We start from the raw sequence: 17992 nt of genomic DNA, 5'->3' as shown, positions 1-17992 counted from the left end.
ACGGTACGTGAGGCGGAGTATACGCCATTGCGCGGGCGACGTCGACAGCCGGTCTGGTCGCCCGCTTTCGGGCTCACGCGCCGCTACCGCCGCTGGTGCCGCTGCCTTTCTCGGTTTTTTCCAGGCGCTCCAGGACTTTGCTGGTGATGGCGATGCATTCCTTGGTGTCGCCCGAGGCTTGGGCAGCCTTGGCTTTGTCGACGTGCTCGGTGATGGCCTTGTCCAGGCCTTCGGAGGTGGCGCCGGCGGTGGCCATGCTGTCGTCGATCTTTTGCAGGTTGGCGGTGCACAGGTCTTCGGCGGCGAACACCGGCGAAGCCAGCAGGGTGGCGGCCGCGAACAGGGCCGAAAGCGCGGTACCTTTCATGGGAGTCTCCTTCTGGGCCTCTGGAAGGTGGGCCTGTAAGGGTGGACTGCGGGGGATTGGCGGGGGTTCAATCGGGATGGCACCGGCTTTGCCGGTGTTCGCGGCTGAAGCCGCTCCCACAGGTACAGCGTGGGCCCAAAGCCGGTGCAGTACTTGTGGGAGCGGGCGTGCCCGCAACGCAGGCTGCGCGGTGTATGGCACCGGCTGCGCCGGTGTTCGCGGGCTTGCCCGCTCCCACAGGGATTGCGGCAGCTATCAGGTTTTGCGTTAAACGGTCAGATGCTACGCGGCCGGGTGACGCGGTCCACCAGGTAGACCAGCCCGTGGTAGTCGATGCCGCTATGGCTGGACAGGCCGATCTCGCAGGTGCGGCTGGTGGAAATGCCTTCGCTGCAATACTGCACCGCATCCTTCAGGCTGCGCAGCGAGTGGGCGTTGAGCTCGGGGGTGGTGAAGCCTTTGTCACCGGCAAAGCCGCAGCAGTGTATGCCCTCCGGGATCACCACCTGTTTGCTGCAACGCCGTGCCAGATCGATCAGCGCCTGGCTTTCGCCCAGGTGTTGAGTGCTGCAGGTCACATGCACGGCCACTGGTTCGTCCTGGGGGGTGAACTCCAGGCGCTCGAGCAGGTGGGTGCGGATGAAGCGCACCGGGTCGTACAGGTCCAGCCGGGTGTCGCTCAGGTCCTGCACCAGGCGCAGGGTGCAGGGGCTGGTGTCGCAGTAGATCGGGTCGAGGCCGCCGCGGCTTGCGTGCAGCAGGGCTGCAATCAGTTCCTGGCGCTTGTGTTCGGCCTGCTCGGGGTAGCCCTTGGAGGCGAACGGCTGGCCGCAGCACAGGCTGTCGGCGTTGTCGGGGAACACCACCTGGTAACCGGCCTTTTCCAGCAGGGCGCGGGTCTTGTCCAGCAGCGAACTCTGCTCGCGGTCGGCATAGGCCGGGCCCATCACCCGCGAGACGCAGGCGGCCAGGTACACCACGCGAGGGCGGGCGTCGTTGCTGGCCGGGCCGAAGTCCAATGGGCGCAGGGGTTGTGGCATCGCCGGGGTCCACTGTGGCAGGCGACCTTTGCTGGCTTTGTTCAGCGAGGCGCTCAGGCGGCCCAGGCGTGGGGCGCCGAGCAGCTTGCGTGCGGTGTTGGCGGCGGTCAGGGTCAGGCGCGCGCCGCCCAGGGCAGTGTGGAAGTGTTCGGCCAGCCAGTCGGCGGTTTTTTCGTGCTCGGCGGCCTGGCTGCGCAGTTTCTTCACCAGTTCGCCGGTGTTGATGCCGACCGGGCAGCGCTGGGCGCACAGGCCGGTGGCGGCACAGGTGTCGATGCCCTGGTACTGGTAGGTCTGGCGCAGTTCGCGGGTGTCGATGCCGGCGCGCTGTTTTGCCTGGATGTCACGCCACATGACGATGCGCTGGCGCGGGCTGAGGGTCAGGCCTTTGGACGGGCACACCGGTTCGCAGAAGCCGCACTCGATGCACTTGTCGACGATCTCGTCGGCAGCGGGCAGCGGCTTGAGGTTCTTCAGGTGGATGTCCGGGTCTTCGCTCAGCACCACATCGGGGTTGAGAATGCCGTTGGGGTCGAGCAGGCGCTTCAGCTTCCACATCAGTTGGTAGGCGTCATGGCCCCATTCCAGCTCCACGAACGGTGCCATGTTGCGCCCGGTGCCGTGCTCGGCCTTGAGCGAGCCGCCGAACTCCACCGCCACCAGTTGCGCCACATCGTCCATGAAGGCCTGGTAGCGGGCGACTTCCTCGGCACTGTTGAAGCCCTGGGTGAAGACGAAGTGCAGGTTGCCTTCCAGGGCGTGGCCGAAAATGATCGCTTCGTCGTAGCGGTGCTTGTCGAACAGCTGGATCAGGCGGTTGACGCCTTCGGCCAGTTGCTCGATGGGGAAGGTGACGTCTTCGATGATGACAGTGGTGCCGGTCTGGCGCACGGCGCCGACGGCGGGGAAGGTGTCCTTGCGGATTTTCCACAGCTGGTTGTACACGGCCGGGTCTTCGCTGAAGTCCACCTGCTGTTCCAGCGGGAAGTCGGCGATCGAGGCCATCACCTGTTGCAGCTGTTCATGCAGTAGGCTCTGGCTGGCGGCGCGGGACTCGATCAGCAGGGCGCAGGCATTGTCCGACAGGCCTTTTACCCACAGCGGCATGCCGGGCATGTTCTGCACCGAGCGCAGGCTGCGGCGGTCGAGCAGCTCCACGGCCGAGACCGGCTGGCGCTTGAGTACGGTTACCGCGCGGCAGCAGCTTTCCACGCTGGGGAACACCAGCAGGGCGCTGGCCTTGTGCGGGTGGTCGGGCACGGTGTCATAGGTGACGGCACTGATGAAGCCCAAGGTGCCTTCGGAACCGACCAGCAGGTGCTGCAGGATATCCAGCGGTTGGTCGTAGTCCACCAGTGCGTTCAGCGACAGGCCGGTGGTGTTCTTCAGCCGGTATTTGTGCCGGATGCGCTCGGCGAGTGCAGTGTTGGCGCGGGTCTCGCGGCCCAGGCGGGCCAGTGCTTCCAGCAGGTCGGCGTGGCTGGCCTCGAACGCGGCGACGCTGGCCGGGTCTTCGCTGTCCAGGCGCGTGCCGTCGGCCAGCACCAGGCGCAGGCCGGCCAGGGTGTGGTAGGTGTTCTGCGCGGTGCCGCAGCACATGCCGCTGGCGTTGTTGGCAACGATGCCGCCGATCTTGCAGGCGTTGATCGAGGCCGGGTCGGGGCCGATCTTGCGCCCGAAGGGGGCCAGCCAGGCATTGGCCTGGGCGCCGATGACGCCGGGCTGCAAGCGGATCTGCTCGCCTTGGCCGCGGATTTCGCGGCCGTTCCAGTTATCGCCCAGCACGATCAGCACCGAGTCGCTGATGGCCTGGCCGGACAGGCTGGTGCCGGCGGCGCGGAAGGTGACCGGCACCCGCTCGCGCTGGGCCAGTTTGATCAGGCCGACCACTTCGTCTTCGGACTCGACGCGCACCACCAGCTTGGGGATCAGCCGGTAGAAGCTGGCGTCGGTGCCGAAGGCCAGTGTGGAGGTGGGGTCGTCGAAGCGGCGTTCGGCGGGGATCAGGCGCTCGGCATCACGCAGGAACGCGGCGGGCAGGCTCATGCAGTCTCCTCGCGGGGCCGTGGCGTCTGTGCGCCACATGCCCCGGGTCAATCAGGCGGTCGTTCTTGCGGGCGTTCAAGCGCCCAGTTCGCGTACCAGCGAGTCGCGGGTGATTTCGCTGATCGACTTGGCGCCGGTCAGCACCATCGCTACGCGCATTTCCTTCTCGAACAGTTCCAGCAGGTTCTTCACCCCGGCCTGGCCGTGCACGGCAAGGGCGTAGAGGAAGGCGCGGCCGATCAGTACGGTATCGGCGCCCAGGGCGATCATGCGCACCACGTCGAGGCCGCTGCGGATGCCGGAGTCGGCGAGGATCTTCAGGTCACCTTTGACCGCATCGGCAATTGCCGGCAGGGCACGGGCGCTGGACAGCACGCCGTCGAGCTGGCGGCCGCCGTGGTTGGACACGACGATGCCGTCGGCACCGAACCTGACCGCATCGCGGGCGTCATCGGCATCGAGGATGCCCTTGATGATCATCGGGCCGTCCCAGAACTCGCGGATCCACTCCAGGTCTTTCCAGGAAATCGAAGGGTCGAAGTTGTTGGCCAGCCAGCCGATGTAGTCGGCAAGGCCGGTGGGGTTGCCACGGTAGGTGGAAATGTTGCCCAGGTCGTGCGGGCGTCCCATCACGCCGACATCCCATGCCCACTCGGGGTGGGTCATGGCCTGCAGCACACGGCGCAGCGGACCGTTCTTGCCGCTCATGCCAGAGTGGGCGTCGCGGTAACGGGCGCCGGGTGTCGGCATGTCGACGGTGAACACCAGGGTCTTTACCCCGGCGGCCTTGGCCCGCTCCAGGGCGTTGCGCATGAAGCCGCGGTCCTTGAGCACGTACAGCTGGAACCACATCGGCCGGTCGATGGCCGGGGCCACTTCTTCGATCGGGCACACCGATACCGTGGACATGGTGAACGGAATACCGTGGGCAGCCGCTGCGCGCGCCGCCTGAACTTCGCCACGGCGGGCGTACATGCCGGTGAGGCCGACCGGGGCCAGGGCCACCGGCATGCTCAGGGTTTCGTCGAACAGTCTGGTCTGAAGGCTGAGCTCGGACATGTTCTTCAGCACGCGTTGGCGCAGGGCAATGCTGGCCAGGTCCGAGACGTTGTGGCGCAGGGTGTGCTCGGCGTAGGCGCCGCCGTCGGCATAGTGGAACAGGAAGGGAGGCAGCTTGCGTTGGGCCGCGGCGCGATAGTCGGTAGAGGCGGAAATGATCATGGATTCTCGCAGCGTTGCGTGTGGGGATTGCCGGGCGCGCGATGGCGCCCGGCCCCTTTCACTTTAGTGATGAACCAGCATGCCGGTCAGCCAGTAGGCCTGGATCAGGGTGATCAGGCCGACGATGGTGGCGAAGAACAGGCTGTGCTTGACGGTGAAGCGGAACAGGTCGGACTCCTTGCCAACCAGGCCGGTGGCGGCGCAGGCCACGGCGATCGACTGCGGCGAGATCATCTTGCCGGTCACGCCGCCGCTGGTGTTGGCCGCTACCAGCAGAGTGTCGTTGACCCCGATCTGGTGCGCAGTGGTGGCCTGCAGCGAGCTGAACAGGGCGTTGGACGAGGTGTCGGAACCGGTCAGGAACACACCCAGCCAGCCAAGGAACGGCGAGAAGAACGGGAACGCGGCACCGGTACCGGCCAGCACCAGGGCCATGGTCGAGGACATGCCCGAGTAGTTGGTGACGAAGGCGAAGGCCAGCACCATGCCGATCGACAGGATTGGCCAGCGCAGCTCCCAGAAGGTTTCCTTGAAAGTGGTCAGACCAGTTTTGAAGTTGATCTTCAGCACGGCCATGGAGATCAGCGCCGAGAGGAAGATCGCGGTGCCGGTGGCAGAGATCGGGTCGAGCTTGAACACCGCTGGCATGGCGGTTGGCGCGGCGACGATCGGTGCGGTCTTGATCACCAGTTGGTCGAGGTGCGGGATGGCGAAGTTGAACACGAAGTTGTACATCGCGCCGCCCGGGGCGAAGGCCGCCTTGAACGGTTTCAGGGTCCAGATGGTGACCAGCACGGTGAGGATCAGGAACGGCGACCAGGCTTTGAAGATCTCGCCAAAGCTGTAGGGGCTTGGCTGGCTGCCGCTTGGCTGAACCACGGCGGCGCCGACGCTGCCTTTGGCTTCGGCGAACGAACGCTTGGGCTGCCAGACTTTCAGGAACAGGGTCAGGGCGATCAGGCTGGCCAGGGCCGAGGTGATGTCCGGCAGCTCCGGGCCGATGAAGTTCGAGGTGAAGTACTGGGTGACGGCGAAGCTCAGGCCGGCGACCAGGGCGGCAGGCCAGGTTTCCTTCACGCCACGCAGACCGTCCATCATGAATACCAGCCAGAACGGCACGAACAGCGACAGCAGCGGCAGCTGGCGACCGGTCATGGCGCCGATGTGGAAGGCGTCGATGCCGGTGACCTGGCCGGCCACGATGATCGGGATGCCCAGGGCGCCGAAGGCCACTGGCGCGGTGTTGGCGATCAGGCACAGGCCGGCGGCGTACAGCGGGTTGAAGCCCAGGCCCACCAGCAGCGCGGCAGTGATTGCCACCGGTGCGCCAAAGCCTGCCGCACCTTCCAGGAAGGCACCGAAGCAGAAGCCGATCAGCAGCACTTGCAGGCGCTGGTCGTCGGTAATCGACAGCACCGAGCTGCGGATCACTTCGAACTGGCCGCTCTTGACCGTGAGTTTGTACAGGAACACCGCGGCAACGATGATCCAGGCAATCGGCCAGAGGCCGTAGAGGAAGCCATAACCCGCAGCGGCGAATGCCATGTCGACAGGCATCTGGAAGGCGAAGATCGCCACCAGGATCGACAATGCGAGGGTGATGCTGCCGGCCACGTGGCCTTTGAGGCGGAATACGGCGAGGGCGAGGAAGAAGAAGACGATGGGAATGACCGCCGCCAGTGCGGACAGGCCAAGACTACCAAGCGGACTATAGATTTGTTGCCAGGTTTGCATATGGGGTGGCCCCTAATTGTTGTTGGTCAGGCACTGGCATTGGATAATTGGTAAGACCAATTTACAATGGCTGGTCGCTAGGTTAAAAGCGTCTTCGTGGGTGTGTCAATTTGTCCCGTGCAAAACTTTGGTCGCGTGCCGATGAGCGGGCGCCTGGTGGGCAGGGAAAATCGTCGCCTGGTGGGTGTTTGCGCGATCTGGATCGGCGAGAATAGGCGCCCCCTGAAATCTGCCGGGGGTTTGTGGAGAGCATGTGATGGTTTTTGATCAGGTCCGCCAGCGGCGCCTGTCCGACGACATTGTCGATCGGTTGGAAGGGATGATTCTGGAAGGCACGCTGATCTCGGGGCAGCGGCTGCCGGCCGAGCGCGTCCTTGCCGAGCAGTTCGGCGTGTCCCGCCCGTCACTGCGTGAGGCGATCCAGAAGCTGGTGGCCAAGGGGCTGCTGGTCAGCCGCCAGGGTGGGGGCAATTTTGTCGCCGAGTCCCTGGGGTCCACTTTCAGCGACCCGTTGCTGCAGCTGCTCGAGCACAGTGCCGAGGCGCAGCGTGACCTGCTCGAATTCCGCCATACCCTGGAGGCTTCCTGCGCCTACTACGCGGCCCAGCGCGCGACCCAGCCGGACCGGGCGCGGCTGAAGGCGGCGTTCGATGCGCTGCAGGACTGCTATGCCAGGGCCGACGAAGTGACGCGGGCGGAGGAAGGCGCGGCCGATGCGCGCTTCCACCTGGCGATTGCCGAGGCTAGCCATAATGCCGTGCTGCTGCACACCATTCGCGGCTTGTTCGACCTGCTCAAGCGCAACGTGGTGACCAACATCGGCGGCATGTACCAGCAACGGACCGAGACCCGGGACATGCTGATCAGCCAGCACCGGGAGCTGTACCTGGCGATAGTGGAGGGCAGGGCGGAGGATGCGCGGGAAGTGTCCAGCCGGCACATTCTGTATGTGCAGGAGGTGCTGGAAGAGGCGCACGAAGAAGCGCAGCGAGTGGCGCGGGCGGAGCGGCGTAGCGGGCGTTGAGATTTGTAGTGGTAGTGCTGGCCTCTTCGCGGGTAAACCCGCTCCCACAGAGACTGCACCGAATCTGAACTCAGTGTTAATCCTGTGGGAGCAGGTTTACCCGCGAAGAGGCCGGAGCAGGCTGAAGAAGAGGTATTACTCTTCCTTGCCCTTGTTCCGCACAGCCCGCTGCAGCTCGCGGTTGGAATCGCGCTCGCGCATGGTGTCGCGCTTGTCGAATTCCTTCTTGCCCTTGCCCAGTGCGATTTCGCACTTGATCAGGTGCTTGCTCCAGTACAGCGCCAGGGCCACGCAGGTGTAGCCCTTTTGCGCCACGGCCGCTTCCAGGCGCTCGAGCTCGCGCTTGTTCAGCAGCAGCTTGCGAGTGCGGATGGGGTCGGCGATGACGTGGGTGCTGGCCGTGGTCAGCGGGGTGATGTAGCTGCCGAACAGCCAGGCCTCACCGTCTTTCAGCAGCACGTAGCTGTCAGTCAGGTGCGCCTTGCCGGCTCGCAGGCTTTTTACTTCCCAGCCGGACAGGACCAGCCCGGCCTCGAACTTGTGTTCGATGAAGTAATCGTGTCGCGCCTTCTTGTTCTGCGCGATGGTCCCGGTCGGATGTTTCTTTTGTTTAGCCATAGGGGCGGCATTATAGGCAGTCGCCGCGTCGTCGGCTATGGGATTTCGGTGTGCTTGAGCCACTGCAATGAATACCGGACAATACAGCCCCTGTCTTTGCGACAGAACCTGTTTTCGGCACGCTGCGAAGCGCCGCCACCCAGCCTTGGAAGTGATGCCTGGATGACTACCCATATTCAACGCTCCGCCCTGCTGCCATACCCCGCCCAGGCGCTTTACGATCTGGTCAACGATGTGGCCAGCTATCCGCAGTTCCTGCCTTGGTGCTCGGCCTCGACGGTGATCGAAGCCAGCGACACGCACATGCGCGCCAAGCTCGATGTTGCCAAGGGCGGCATGAGCCAGCACTTCGTCACGCGCAACGTACTGGTGCCGGGGCAGTCCATCGAGATGAACCTGGAAGAGGGGCCGTTCACCCAGTTGCATGGCCTGTGGGTGTTCAAGCCGTTGGGTGACAAGGCCTGCAAGATCAGCCTGGACCTGTCGTTCGATTATGCCGGCCCGCTGGTGCGCGCGACCCTGGGCCCGCTGTTCAACCAGGCGGCCAATACGCTGGTGGATGCGTTCTGCCAGCGTGCCAAGCAGCTGAATGCCTGACTGAAAAGGTGGCAACAAAAAGCCCGGACCAGGTCCGGGCTTTTTTGTATCTGCTCGCCGCTTATTGAGGCGAGGTCTCCAACGGAGCCGGAGTCGGGACCGGGGTGGTCTCGATGGTGTCGATCTCGCGCTGGATGGATTCTTCCACCGAGCCTGGCTTGGCCGGTTTCTCTTCAGGCTGCACGGTTGGTTGCTCTGGCTGGTTGGCCGGGCTGACCGTGGTGTCGCTGCTGCCACCGAGGATTTCCTGGTCGCGGCTGACGCCTGGCATGAAGTCGCCGGAAAGGCTGACCAACTGGTCGCTTTCGTTGAAGAATACGCTCATGCGTTCTTGCTGGCGTTTGCCGCCGCCTGGCTGCAGGCTGTACAGGTAATCCCAACGGTTGGTGTTGAAGGTGTCCTGGATCAGCGGGTTACCCATGATAAACCTTACTTGCCGGCGGGTCATTCCGGGGCGCAATTGGTCTATCATGTCTTGCGTAACGACATTGCCCTGCTGGATGTCGATTTTGTAAACCCCGGGAAACGAGCAACCGGCGAGTGCGAGCAGTCCCACTAGGGTGAGGCTGGTTAGCAAGAGCTTGGTGTTTTGCATCGGTGGGCGACTTCCACTATCTTGGCTGGACAACGTAAACCCCGATCATACCCGTATTAAGAGAAGCTGCGAAGCAGCATCGGCGAGAAAGCTGACCATGGTTGAAAATAGCGAATTGCGCAAAGCCGGTCTCAAGGTGACCCTGCCTCGAGTCAAGATCCTTCAGATGCTCGACTCCACCGAGCAGCGTCACATGAGCGCCGAGGATGTCTACAAGGCGCTGATGGAGGCTGGCGAGGACGTGGGCCTGGCCACCGTCTACCGCGTACTGACCCAGTTCGAAGCGGCGGGTCTGGTGGTTCGCCACAACTTCGACGGCGGTCATGCGGTGTTCGAACTGGCCGATGGCGGTCACCACGACCATATGGTCAACGTGGAGACCAGTGAAGTCATCGAGTTCATGGATGCCGAGATCGAGAAACGCCAGCGCGAAATCGTGGCCGAGCATGGCTACGAGCTGGTGGACCACAATCTGGTCCTGTATGTGCGTAAAAAGAAGTAACGATTTTTTATCGTTATGAATGGCAAAGGCGACCTTCGGGTCGCCTTTGTGCTTTCTGAGGCAGAGAGCTGTGTCGTTTGTGCCGGCCTCTTCGCGGGTAAACCCGCTCCCACAGGTACTGCGCAGGCTCAGGTCCGGTGAATATCCTGTGGGAGCGGGTTTACCCGCGAATGGGCCTGAAAAAGAAGGGTTCAGGCCTTGCCGCTTACCACCATCTTGCGCGCATGCGCCAGGGATTCCTTGGTCAGGTCTATGCCGCCCAGCATCCGCGCCACTTCCTCGACCCGCTCACGTTTGCCCAGGTTGGCCACGGCGGTGTGGGTGGTGTCGCTGTTGCGTACCTTGTGCACGAACAGGTGGTGATGCCCTTGTGCCGCCACCTGCGGCAGGTGGGTAACGGTCAGCACCTGGCCGCGTTCGCCCAGGCGGCGCAGCAGTTGGCCGACGATTTCGGCAGTAGGCCCGCCGATACCGACGTCGACTTCGTCGAACACCAGGGTTGGAATGCGTGAGGTCTGCGCGGTAATTACCTGAATCGCCAGGCTGATGCGGGACAGTTCGCCACCTGAAGCCACCTTGGCCAGGCCCTTGAGTGGTTGGCCGGGGTTGGCGCTGACCAGTAGCTCAATCTGCTCCAGACCATGAGGTGAAAGGTCTGCTCCCTCATTGGGGGTAAGTGCGATGCAGAAGCGCCCGCCGGGCATGCCCAGGCGTTGGATCTCCTGCTCGACGGCCACTGCCAACTGCTGGGCAGCTTGTTGGCGTAGTGCGCTGAGCTCGCGAGCCTTCTCTTTATAGTGCTGGGCGAAGGCGGCCAGCTCTTCACCCAACCGCTCGATCGACTCGTCACTGGCGTTCAGGCCCTCCAGCTCTTCCATCAGTTGCTGTTGCAGGTGGGGTAGTTCGGTGGGGTGCACACGGTGTTTGCGCGCCAGCGTATAGATAGTGTCGAGGCGTTCTTCCAGTGCCTGCAGGCGCATGGGGTCGGCGTCGAAGTTGTCGAGAAAACGGTTGAGCTCGCCCACGGCCTCTTCGACCTGGATCTGCGCACTGGCGATCAGGTTGGCTGCTTCGCCCAGTGCCTTTGGCGAGTTGGTGGCGGCACCCAGGCGGTTGAGGCTGGAGGTGAGGGCGCTGAGCACATTGCCCGAATCGCTCTCGCTGCACTGGTCGATGACCTGGCGGCAGATGCCGAACAGGGCTTCGGCGCTGGTCAGGTTCTTGTGTTCCTGCTCCAACTGCTCCAGCTCGTGTTCGCCCAGGCCGAGGTTGTCCAGTTCCTCCAGCTGATAGCTCAGCAGCTGATGGCGGGCGCGCTGCTCGTCGCCGGAGTTGGACAGGCGCTCCAGTTCCAGGCGGGTCTGGTTCCAGCGCTTGGCCGCCAGCTGTACCTGGCGGGCCAGGTCGACGGCGCCGGCGTACTCGTCGAGCAGGCGGCGGTGGGTGTCGGTCTTGAGCAGTGACTGGTGCTCGTGCTGGCTGTGGATATCGATCAGCAACTCGCCCAGCGCCTTGAGGTCGCCGAGCGGGCAGGGCGTGCCATTGATGTAGCCGCGGCTGCGGCCTTCGGCGGTGATCACCCGGCGCAGGATGCACAGGCCGTCGTTGTCCAGGTCGCGCTCGGCCAGCCAGGCATGCGCCTCGGGGATGTCCACCAGATCGAAGGTGGCGAGGATGTCTGCCTTGTCCGTGCCGGGGCGCACCACGCCGCTGTCGGCCCGGTCGCCCAGTGCCAGGCCGAGGGCGTCGAGCATGATCGATTTGCCGGCACCGGTCTCGCCGGTAATGACGGACATGCCGCGGGCGATTTCGAGGTCGAGGTGCTCGACGATGGCGTAGTTGTGAATGGACAGGTGCACCAGCATGGGGCGGCTCCCGAAAGTCAGGTCTGGTTATTTATACAGTACTTTTTTCAGGCCTGCCAATGCCCCTTGGCAGATTCTGTTGCAGCCGGGAAAACCACCTTGCCCCTTGAAGCTGGTTTTTCCGGCCCCATATAGCCGACATCCAAGGCGAGCCTGGCTCGCAGTCCACAAAATTGCGCAGGAGAGACCCCATGGCTGACGAACAGCTGAACGAGAAAGACCTTAACGTCGAAGAGACCGGTGCAGGTAATGCTGCAGACGCCCGCGTCCTGGAACTCGAGGAGCAGCTGGCCGCCGCCAAGGACCAGGCGCTGCGCGCCGTTGCCGACGTGCAGAACGCTCGCCGTCGTGCCGAACAGGACGTCGAGAAAGCGCACAAGTTTGCCCTCGAGAAGTTCTCGGGCGACCTGCTGCCTGTGATCGACAGCCTGGAGCTGGCCCTGGCGCACTCCAGTGCCGACGATGAGCACGTCAAGCAGATCCGCGAAGGCGTCGAGCTGACCCTGAAGATGTTCCAGGACACCCTCAAGCGTTACAACCTCGAAGCAGTCGATCCGCACGGCCAGCCGTTCAATCCAGAGCATCATCAGGCCATGGCCATGCAGGAAAACGCCGAAGTCGAGCCGAACAGCGTGCTGAACGTCTTCCAGAAGGGCTATCTGCTCAACGGCCGCCTGCTGCGCCCTGCCATGGTGGTGGTCAGCAAGGCGCCGAGCGCGGCGCAGCCCTCGATTGATGAAAAGGCTTGAAATCCTTCCGGGCATCCCCATCTAGGTGTCAAGCCTTCAAGTATTACTGCAGTTGGCCAAAGTAGTCGCTGCTACCAAATTCAAGTTTCGGGAGAGTTAACATGGGTAAAATCATCGGTATCGACCTGGGGACCACCAACTCGTGCGTCTCTGTTCTGGAAAACGGTAACGTCAAGGTCATCGAAAACGCCGAAGGTGCGCGTACCACCCCTTCGATCGTGGCCTACGCCAATGATGGCGAAATCCTGGTTGGTCAGTCGGCCAAGCGTCAGGCGGTCACCAATCCGCACAACACTCTGTTCGCAGTGAAGCGCCTGATTGGCCGTCGCTTCGAAGAAGACGTGGTGCAGAAAGACATCAAGCTGGTGCCTTACAAGATCGTCAAGGCCAGCAACGGCGACGCCTGGGTACAAGCCAGCGGCAAGGACATGGCTCCGCCGCAGATCAGCGCCGAAGTCCTGAAGAAAATGAAGAAAACCGCCGAAGACTACCTTGGCGAGCCAGTTACCGAAGCGGTCATCACCGTTCCGGCCTACTTCAACGACAGCCAGCGTCAGGCCACCAAGGATGCCGGTCGCATCGCTGGCCTGGACGTAAAACGCATCATCAACGAGCCGACTGCCGCTGCGCTGGCTTACGGCATGGACAAGGCCAAGGGCGACCACACCGTCATCGTTTATGACCTGGGTGGCGGTACCTTCGACGTTTCGGTCATCGAAATCGCCGAAGTCGATGGTGAGCACCAGTTCGAAGTACTGGCTACCAACGGCGACACCTTCCTGGGTGGCGAAGACTTCGACATGCGCCTGATCGACTACCTCGTCGACGAGTTCAAGAAAGAGTCCGGCATGGACCTGAAGAACGATCCGCTCGCGCTGCAGCGTCTGAAAGAAGCCGCTGAAAAGGCCAAGATCGAACTGTCCTCCGCTCAGTCGACCGACGTGAACCTGCCGTACATCACTGCAGACGCTACCGGTCCGAAGCACCTGAACGTGAAGATTTCCCGCGCCAAGCTGGAATCTCTGGTCGAAGACCTGGTTGCCCGTACCATCGAGCCTTGCCGCATCGCTCTGAAAGACGCTGGCATCGATGCCAGCAAGATCGACGACGTGATCCTGGTCGGCGGTCAGACCCGCATGCCGCTGGTGCAGAAAGCCGTTGCCGACTTCTTCGGCAAGGAAGCGCGCAAGGACGTCAACCCGGACGAAGCCGTGGCCATGGGTGCTGCCATCCAGGGCGCCGTGCTGGCCGGTGACGTGAAAGACGTACTGCTGCTGGACGTCAGCCCGCTGACCCTGGGTATCGAAACCATGGGTGGCGTGATGACTTCGCTGATCGAGAAGAACACCACCATCCCGACCAAGAAGTCGCAGGTGTTCTCGACTGCCGATGACAACCAGGGTGCCGTGACCATTCACGTGCTGCAGGGTGAGCGCAAGCAGGCTGCACAGAACAAGTCGCTGGGCAAGTTCGACCTGGCTGACATTCCGCCGGCTCCGCGTGGCGTGCCGCAGATCGAAGTAACCTTCGACATCGACGCCAACGGCATCCTGCACGTCAGCGCCAAGGACAAGGCCACCGGCAAGTCGCAGTCGATCGTGATCAAGGCCAACTCCGGCCTGTCGGACGAAGAGATCGAGCGCATGGTGCGTGACGCCGAGGCCAACGCCGAGGAAGACCGCAAGTTCGAAGAGCTGGCCGCTGCCCGTAACCAGGGTGATGCGCTGGTTCACTCGACCCGCAAGATGGTCGCTGACGCTGGTGACAAGGTTACCGCTGAAGAGAAAACCGCCATCGAGGCTGCCGTTGTTGCCCTGGAAGCCGCTGTCAAAGGCGACGACAAGGCTGCCATCGACGCCAAGGTCGAAGAGCTGTCCAAGGTATCGGCACCGGTTGCCCAGAAGATGTACGCCGAGCAGTCGGCCGAACAGCCACAGGGCGGCGCACAGCAGGCCGAGCCGGAAGCCAAGCACGATGACGTGGTTGACGCTGAGTTCGAAGAAGTGAAAGACAACAACAAGCAGTAATCCCTGCATGTTGTCGGCCGGTTCACCGCCGTTTGGCGGTGAGCTGGTAGGATGTCGCCGCGCGGGGGCTTGCTCCCGCGTTGGCGTATCTGGAATTCGAGAATTTTTACAGCATCTGTCAGTGGCCCTGGTGGGCAAAAGGCAGGTGCTGATGGCGCGGCGCAGATGCCAGACGCCCAACAAGGTGCAAATGACCTATGTCCAAGCGTGATTATTATGAGGTACTGGGTGTCGAGCGCGGCGCCAGCGAAGCTGACCTCAAGAAGGCTTACCGCCGCCTGGCGATGAAGTACCACCCTGACCGCAACCCGGGCGACAAAGAGTCGGAAGACAAGTTCAAGGAGGCCAACGAGGCCTACGAAGTGCTGTCTGACGCCAGCAAGCGTGCGGCCTTCGACCAATACGGCCATGCGGGTGTAGACCCGAGCATGGGTGGCGGTGGCGCCGGTTTCGGCGGTGCCAACTTCTCCGACATCTTCGGCGATGTGTTCAGCGACTTCTTCGGTGGCGGCCGCGGCGGCTCGCGTGGCGGCGCCCAGCGCGGCAGCGACCTGCGCTACACCCTGGAACTGAACCTGGAAGAGGCGGTGCGTGGCACCACGGTCAGCATCCGCGTGCCCACCCTGGTCAACTGCCAGCCTTGCGACGGCTCCGGTGCCAAGAAGGGCTCGACCCCGTCCACCTGCCCGACTTGTGGCGGTATCGGCCAGGTGCGCATGCAACAGGGCTTCTTCTCGGTACAGCAGACCTGCCCGCGCTGCCATGGCCAGGGCAAGATCATTACCGACCCCTGCACCTCGTGCCACGGCGAAGGCCGTGTCGAGGAATACAAGACGCTGTCGGTCAAGGTGCCGGCAGGTGTCGATACCGGCGACCGCATCCGCCTGTCGGGCGAGGGCGAGGCTGGTACCCATGGTGGCCCGACTGGCGACCTGTATGTGGTGATCAACGTGCGTGAGCACGAGATCTTCCAGCGTGATGGCAAGCACCTGTACTGCGAAGTACCGATCAGCTACACCGATGCCGCCCTGGGTGGCGAGCTGGAAGTGCCGACCCTCGATGGTCGGGTGAAGCTGAAGATCCCGGAAGGTACCCAGACCGGCAAGCAGTTCCGTCTGCGCGGCAAGGGTGTTGCCCCGGTGCGTGGTGGTGGTGCGGGTGACCTGCTGTGCCGCGTGGCGGTGGAAACCCCGGTCAACCTCAGCCGCCGCCAGCGCGAGTTGCTCGAAGAGCTGCGTGATTCGCTGGAAGGCGATAGCTCCCACTCGCCCAAGGCCAGTGGCTGGTTCGATGGCGTGAAGCGCTTCTTCGGCGATCTCTGACAAGGAAATGGCTATGCGACGTATTGCAGTGATGGGCGCGGCAGGGCGGATGGGCAAGACCCTCGTCGAAGCCGTGCAGCAGCAGGCTCCCCAGGCGGGCCTGACGGCGGCGATCGACCGCCCGGACAGCTCGCTGGTAGGGGCTGATGCTGGTGAGCTGGCGGCCCTGGGCCGTATTGGTGTGCCGATTTCCGACGACCTGAGCAAGGTGGTCGATGAGTTCGACGTGCTGATCGACTTCACCCACCCTTCGGTAACCCTGAAGAACCTGGCGTTCTGCCGCAAGGCGGGCAAGGCCATGGTCATCGGCACCACTGGCTTCACTCCTGAAGAGAAGCAGCAGCTGGCCGAAGCCGGCAAGGAAATCCCTATCGTCTTCGCTGCCAACTTCAGTGTCGGCGTCAACCTGTGCCTGAAGCTGCTGGATACCGCGGCGCGCGTGCTGGGTGACGATGTGGATATCGAAATCCTCGAAGCGCACCACCGGCACAAGGTCGATGCGCCGTCGGGCACCGCGCTGCGCATGGGTGAAGTGGTTGCCCAGGCGCTGGGTCGCAACCTGCAGGAAGTGGCCGTGTATGGCCGTGAAGGGCAGACCGGTGCACGTGAGCGTAAGACCATCGGCTTCGCCACCGTGCGTGCCGGTGATGTGGTGGGTGACCATACCGTGCTGTTCGCCGCTGAAGGCGAGCGCGTCGAGATTACCCACAAGGCTTCCAGCCGCATGACCTTCGCCAAGGGCGCCGTGCGTGCGGCGCTGTGGCTGGACGGGCGTGTGCCTGGCCTGTATGACATGCAGGATGTGCTCGAGCTGCGTTAAGCAGTTGGAGTGGGGTTGGCTTCTTCGCGGGCTTGCCCGCGAAGAAGCCGGCGCCGATGTCAGCCTGTCGCATTGATGTGTTTTAGAGACACATCCGCGGTAGACCGAAAAGGCACTTTTCTGTAAGCTACAGCTTTAGTGTGTCCACTAAAAGCGCGCAGCGAATTGAATTCAGCACATGAAAGCGGGGTGACGTGTCCATACGTCACTCCGCTTTTTTGCAACCTGCGATCGCCCTTTCATGCTTGATTTACGGGAGGTCTTCTTGACAAAGCCAGCCATACTCGCCCTTGCCGACGGCAGTATTTTCCGCGGTGAAGCTATCGGTGCCGACGGTCAGACCGTTGGTGAGGTGGTATTCAACACCGCTATGACCGGCTACCAGGAAATCCTTACAGACCCTTCCTACGCGCAGCAAATCGTTACCCTGACCTACCCGCACATCGGCAACACCGGTACTACCCCGGAAGACGCCGAGTCGAACCGCGTCTGGTCCGCTGGCCTGGTCATTCGTGACCTGCCGCTGCTGGCCAGCAACTGGCGTAACACCCAGTCGCTGCCTGAGTACCTCAAGGCCAACAACGTCGTCGCCATCGCCGGCATCGACACCCGTCGCCTGACCCGAATCCTGCGTGAAAAGGGCGCTCAGAACGGTTGCATCCTCGCCGGTGACAACATCAGCGAAGAAGCCGCCATCGCCGCTGCCCGCGCCTTCCCGGGCCTGAAGGGCATGGACCTGGCCAAGGTCGTTTCCACCAAGGAACGCTACGAGTGGCGCTCCAGCGTGTGGGAACTGAAGACCGACAGCCACCCGACCATCGAAGCCGCTGACCTGCCATACCACGTGGTCGCCTTCGACTACGGCGTCAAGTTGAACATCCTGCGCATGCTGGTTGCCCGTGGCTGCCGCGTGACCGTGGTGCCGGCCCAGACCCCGGCCAGCGAAGTGCTGGCACTCAACCCGGACGGCGTGTTCCTGTCCAACGGCCCTGGCGACCCCGAGCCGTGCGACTACGCCATCCAGGCGATCAAGGACATCCTCGAGACCGAGATTCCGGTATTCGGCATCTGCCTGGGCCACCAGCTGCTGGCCCTGGCTTCTGGCGCCAAGACCGTGAAAATGGGCCACGGCCACCACGGTGCCAACCACCCGGTCCAGGACCTGGACACCGGTGTGGTCATGATCACCAGCCAGAACCACGGCTTTGCCGTTGACGAGGCCACCCTGCCGGGCAACGTCCGCGCCATCCACAAGTCGCTGTTCGACGGCACCCTGCAGGGTATCGAGCGTACCGACAAGAGCGCGTTCAGCTTCCAGGGCCACCCTGAAGCGAGCCCAGGCCCGACCGACGTCGCGCCACTGTTCGATCGTTTCATCGATGCCATGGCCAAGCGCCGCTGAGCATCCTGCTTCAAGGCCCCGGGCCGGCTTGCGCCGCGCCCGGAAGCGCCTGACCCAGATTGT

General features: G+C 63.2%; 15 protein-coding genes. 8 read left to right on the top strand and 7 right to left on the bottom strand.

The genetic code is table 11. The annotated features are described in order from the left end of the window. Nucleotides 1-73: 73 nt before the first annotated feature. The 4 genes from ABNP31_RS22795 to ABNP31_RS22780 form a co-directional block, all read right to left on the bottom strand. A complete protein-coding gene (locus ABNP31_RS22795; protein WP_085591686.1) occupies nt 74-367 on the bottom strand; it encodes a hypothetical protein in 294 nt (97 codons plus the stop codon). A gap of 275 nt (nt 368-642) precedes the next feature. After that, the gene (locus ABNP31_RS22790; protein ID WP_350012789.1) at nt 643-3453 is read right to left on the bottom strand and encodes an FAD-binding and (Fe-S)-binding domain-containing protein; all 2811 of its coding nucleotides are present in this window, start codon (nt 3451-3453) and stop codon (nt 643-645) included. A 75-nt stretch (nt 3454-3528) separates the two neighbouring features. Then, nucleotides 3529-4674, bottom strand: coding sequence for an FMN-dependent L-lactate dehydrogenase LldD (lldD, locus tag ABNP31_RS22785; RefSeq protein ID WP_025340713.1), 1146 nt, complete (start codon nt 4672-4674; stop codon nt 3529-3531). A gap of 63 nt (nt 4675-4737) precedes the next feature. Further along, nucleotides 4738-6408: a lactate permease LctP family transporter gene (locus ABNP31_RS22780; RefSeq protein ID WP_015271872.1), complete on the bottom strand. Its 1671-nt coding sequence runs from the start codon at nt 6406-6408 to the stop codon at nt 4738-4740. 256 nt (nt 6409-6664) lie between these two features. On the opposite strand from ABNP31_RS22780, the gene ABNP31_RS22775 reads away from it, so the two are divergent. After that, a complete protein-coding gene (locus tag ABNP31_RS22775; RefSeq protein ID WP_350012788.1) occupies nt 6665-7432 on the top strand; it encodes an FCD domain-containing protein in 768 nt (255 codons plus the stop codon). A gap of 135 nt (nt 7433-7567) precedes the next feature. Here ABNP31_RS22775 and smpB read toward each other — a convergent pair whose 3' ends face one another. Then, nucleotides 7568-8050: an SsrA-binding protein SmpB gene (gene smpB / locus ABNP31_RS22770; RefSeq protein WP_350012787.1), complete on the bottom strand. Its 483-nt coding sequence runs from the start codon at nt 8048-8050 to the stop codon at nt 7568-7570. Between the two features lie 162 nt (nt 8051-8212). On the opposite strand from smpB, the gene ABNP31_RS22765 reads away from it, so the two are divergent. Further along, entirely contained in the window at nt 8213-8647 is a 435-nt protein-coding gene (locus tag ABNP31_RS22765) for a type II toxin-antitoxin system RatA family toxin (RefSeq protein ID WP_025340712.1), read from the top strand. Nucleotides 8648-8708: 61 nt separating this feature from the next. On the opposite strand, the gene ABNP31_RS22760 is transcribed toward ABNP31_RS22765, so the two are convergent. Then, complete coding sequence (locus ABNP31_RS22760) at nt 8709-9242, bottom strand: outer membrane protein assembly factor BamE (protein ID WP_025340711.1); 534 nt, start codon at nt 9240-9242, stop codon at nt 8709-8711. Between the two features lie 97 nt (nt 9243-9339). Between ABNP31_RS22760 and fur the strand changes: the two genes are divergently transcribed. Then, nucleotides 9340-9744, top strand: a complete 405-nt coding sequence (gene fur / locus ABNP31_RS22755; protein WP_015271870.1) for a ferric iron uptake transcriptional regulator — start codon at nt 9340-9342, stop codon at nt 9742-9744. A gap of 191 nt (nt 9745-9935) precedes the next feature. On the opposite strand, the gene recN is transcribed toward fur, so the two are convergent. Then, nucleotides 9936-11609, bottom strand: a complete 1674-nt coding sequence (gene recN / locus ABNP31_RS22750) for a DNA repair protein RecN (RefSeq protein WP_025340710.1) — start codon at nt 11607-11609, stop codon at nt 9936-9938. Between the two features lie 191 nt (nt 11610-11800). On the opposite strand from recN, the gene grpE reads away from it, so the two are divergent. The 5 genes from grpE (at nt 11801) to carA (ending at nt 17929) form a co-directional block, all read left to right on the top strand. Then, nucleotides 11801-12358 (top strand): nucleotide exchange factor GrpE, encoded by a 558-nt coding sequence (gene grpE / locus ABNP31_RS22745; RefSeq protein WP_025340709.1) that lies wholly within the window; start codon nt 11801-11803, stop codon nt 12356-12358. Between the two features lie 101 nt (nt 12359-12459). Then, entirely contained in the window at nt 12460-14385 is a 1926-nt protein-coding gene (gene dnaK / locus ABNP31_RS22740) for a molecular chaperone DnaK (RefSeq protein ID WP_025340708.1), read from the top strand. 197 nt (nt 14386-14582) lie between these two features. Beyond that, a complete protein-coding gene (gene dnaJ, locus ABNP31_RS22735) occupies nt 14583-15707 on the top strand; it encodes a molecular chaperone DnaJ (protein WP_025340707.1) in 1125 nt (374 codons plus the stop codon). Nucleotides 15708-15720: 13 nt separating this feature from the next. Continuing rightward, the gene (gene dapB, locus ABNP31_RS22730; RefSeq protein WP_085663612.1) at nt 15721-16527 is read left to right on the top strand and encodes a 4-hydroxy-tetrahydrodipicolinate reductase; all 807 of its coding nucleotides are present in this window, start codon (nt 15721-15723) and stop codon (nt 16525-16527) included. Between the two features lie 265 nt (nt 16528-16792). Then, a complete protein-coding gene (gene carA / locus ABNP31_RS22725; RefSeq protein WP_025340706.1) occupies nt 16793-17929 on the top strand; it encodes a glutamine-hydrolyzing carbamoyl-phosphate synthase small subunit in 1137 nt (378 codons plus the stop codon). Nucleotides 17930-17992 lie beyond the last annotated feature (63 nt).

Source organism: Pseudomonas asiatica (assembly GCF_040214835.1).
GTDB lineage: Bacteria > Pseudomonadota > Gammaproteobacteria > Pseudomonadales > Pseudomonadaceae > Aquipseudomonas > Aquipseudomonas putida_Z.
The sequence above is the reverse complement of the archived record's forward strand: the minus strand, read 5'-3'. Positions and strand labels throughout refer to the sequence as shown.

Coding starts and splice junctions, on each gene's coding strand:
- ABNP31_RS22790 (WP_350012789.1), bottom strand. CDS start 3,453: ATGAGCCTGCCCGCCGCGTTCCTGCGTGATGCCGAGCGCCTGATCCCC.
- smpB (WP_350012787.1), bottom strand. CDS start 8,050: ATGGCTAAACAAAAGAAACATCCGACCGGGACCATCGCGCAGAACAAG.
- dnaK (WP_025340708.1), top strand. CDS start 12,460: ATGGGTAAAATCATCGGTATCGACCTGGGGACCACCAACTCGTGCGTC.
- dapB (WP_085663612.1), top strand. CDS start 15,721: ATGCGACGTATTGCAGTGATGGGCGCGGCAGGGCGGATGGGCAAGACC.
- ABNP31_RS22765 (WP_025340712.1), top strand. CDS start 8,213: ATGACTACCCATATTCAACGCTCCGCCCTGCTGCCATACCCCGCCCAG.
- ABNP31_RS22775 (WP_350012788.1), top strand. CDS start 6,665: ATGGTTTTTGATCAGGTCCGCCAGCGGCGCCTGTCCGACGACATTGTC.
- lldD (WP_025340713.1), bottom strand. CDS start 4,674: ATGATCATTTCCGCCTCTACCGACTATCGCGCCGCGGCCCAACGCAAG.
- fur (WP_015271870.1), top strand. CDS start 9,340: ATGGTTGAAAATAGCGAATTGCGCAAAGCCGGTCTCAAGGTGACCCTG.
- ABNP31_RS22795 (WP_085591686.1), bottom strand. CDS start 367: ATGAAAGGTACCGCGCTTTCGGCCCTGTTCGCGGCCGCCACCCTGCTG.
- ABNP31_RS22780 (WP_015271872.1), bottom strand. CDS start 6,408: ATGCAAACCTGGCAACAAATCTATAGTCCGCTTGGTAGTCTTGGCCTG.
- grpE (WP_025340709.1), top strand. CDS start 11,801: ATGGCTGACGAACAGCTGAACGAGAAAGACCTTAACGTCGAAGAGACC.
- dnaJ (WP_025340707.1), top strand. CDS start 14,583: ATGTCCAAGCGTGATTATTATGAGGTACTGGGTGTCGAGCGCGGCGCC.
- ABNP31_RS22760 (WP_025340711.1), bottom strand. CDS start 9,242: ATGCAAAACACCAAGCTCTTGCTAACCAGCCTCACCCTAGTGGGACTG.
- recN (WP_025340710.1), bottom strand. CDS start 11,609: ATGCTGGTGCACCTGTCCATTCACAACTACGCCATCGTCGAGCACCTC.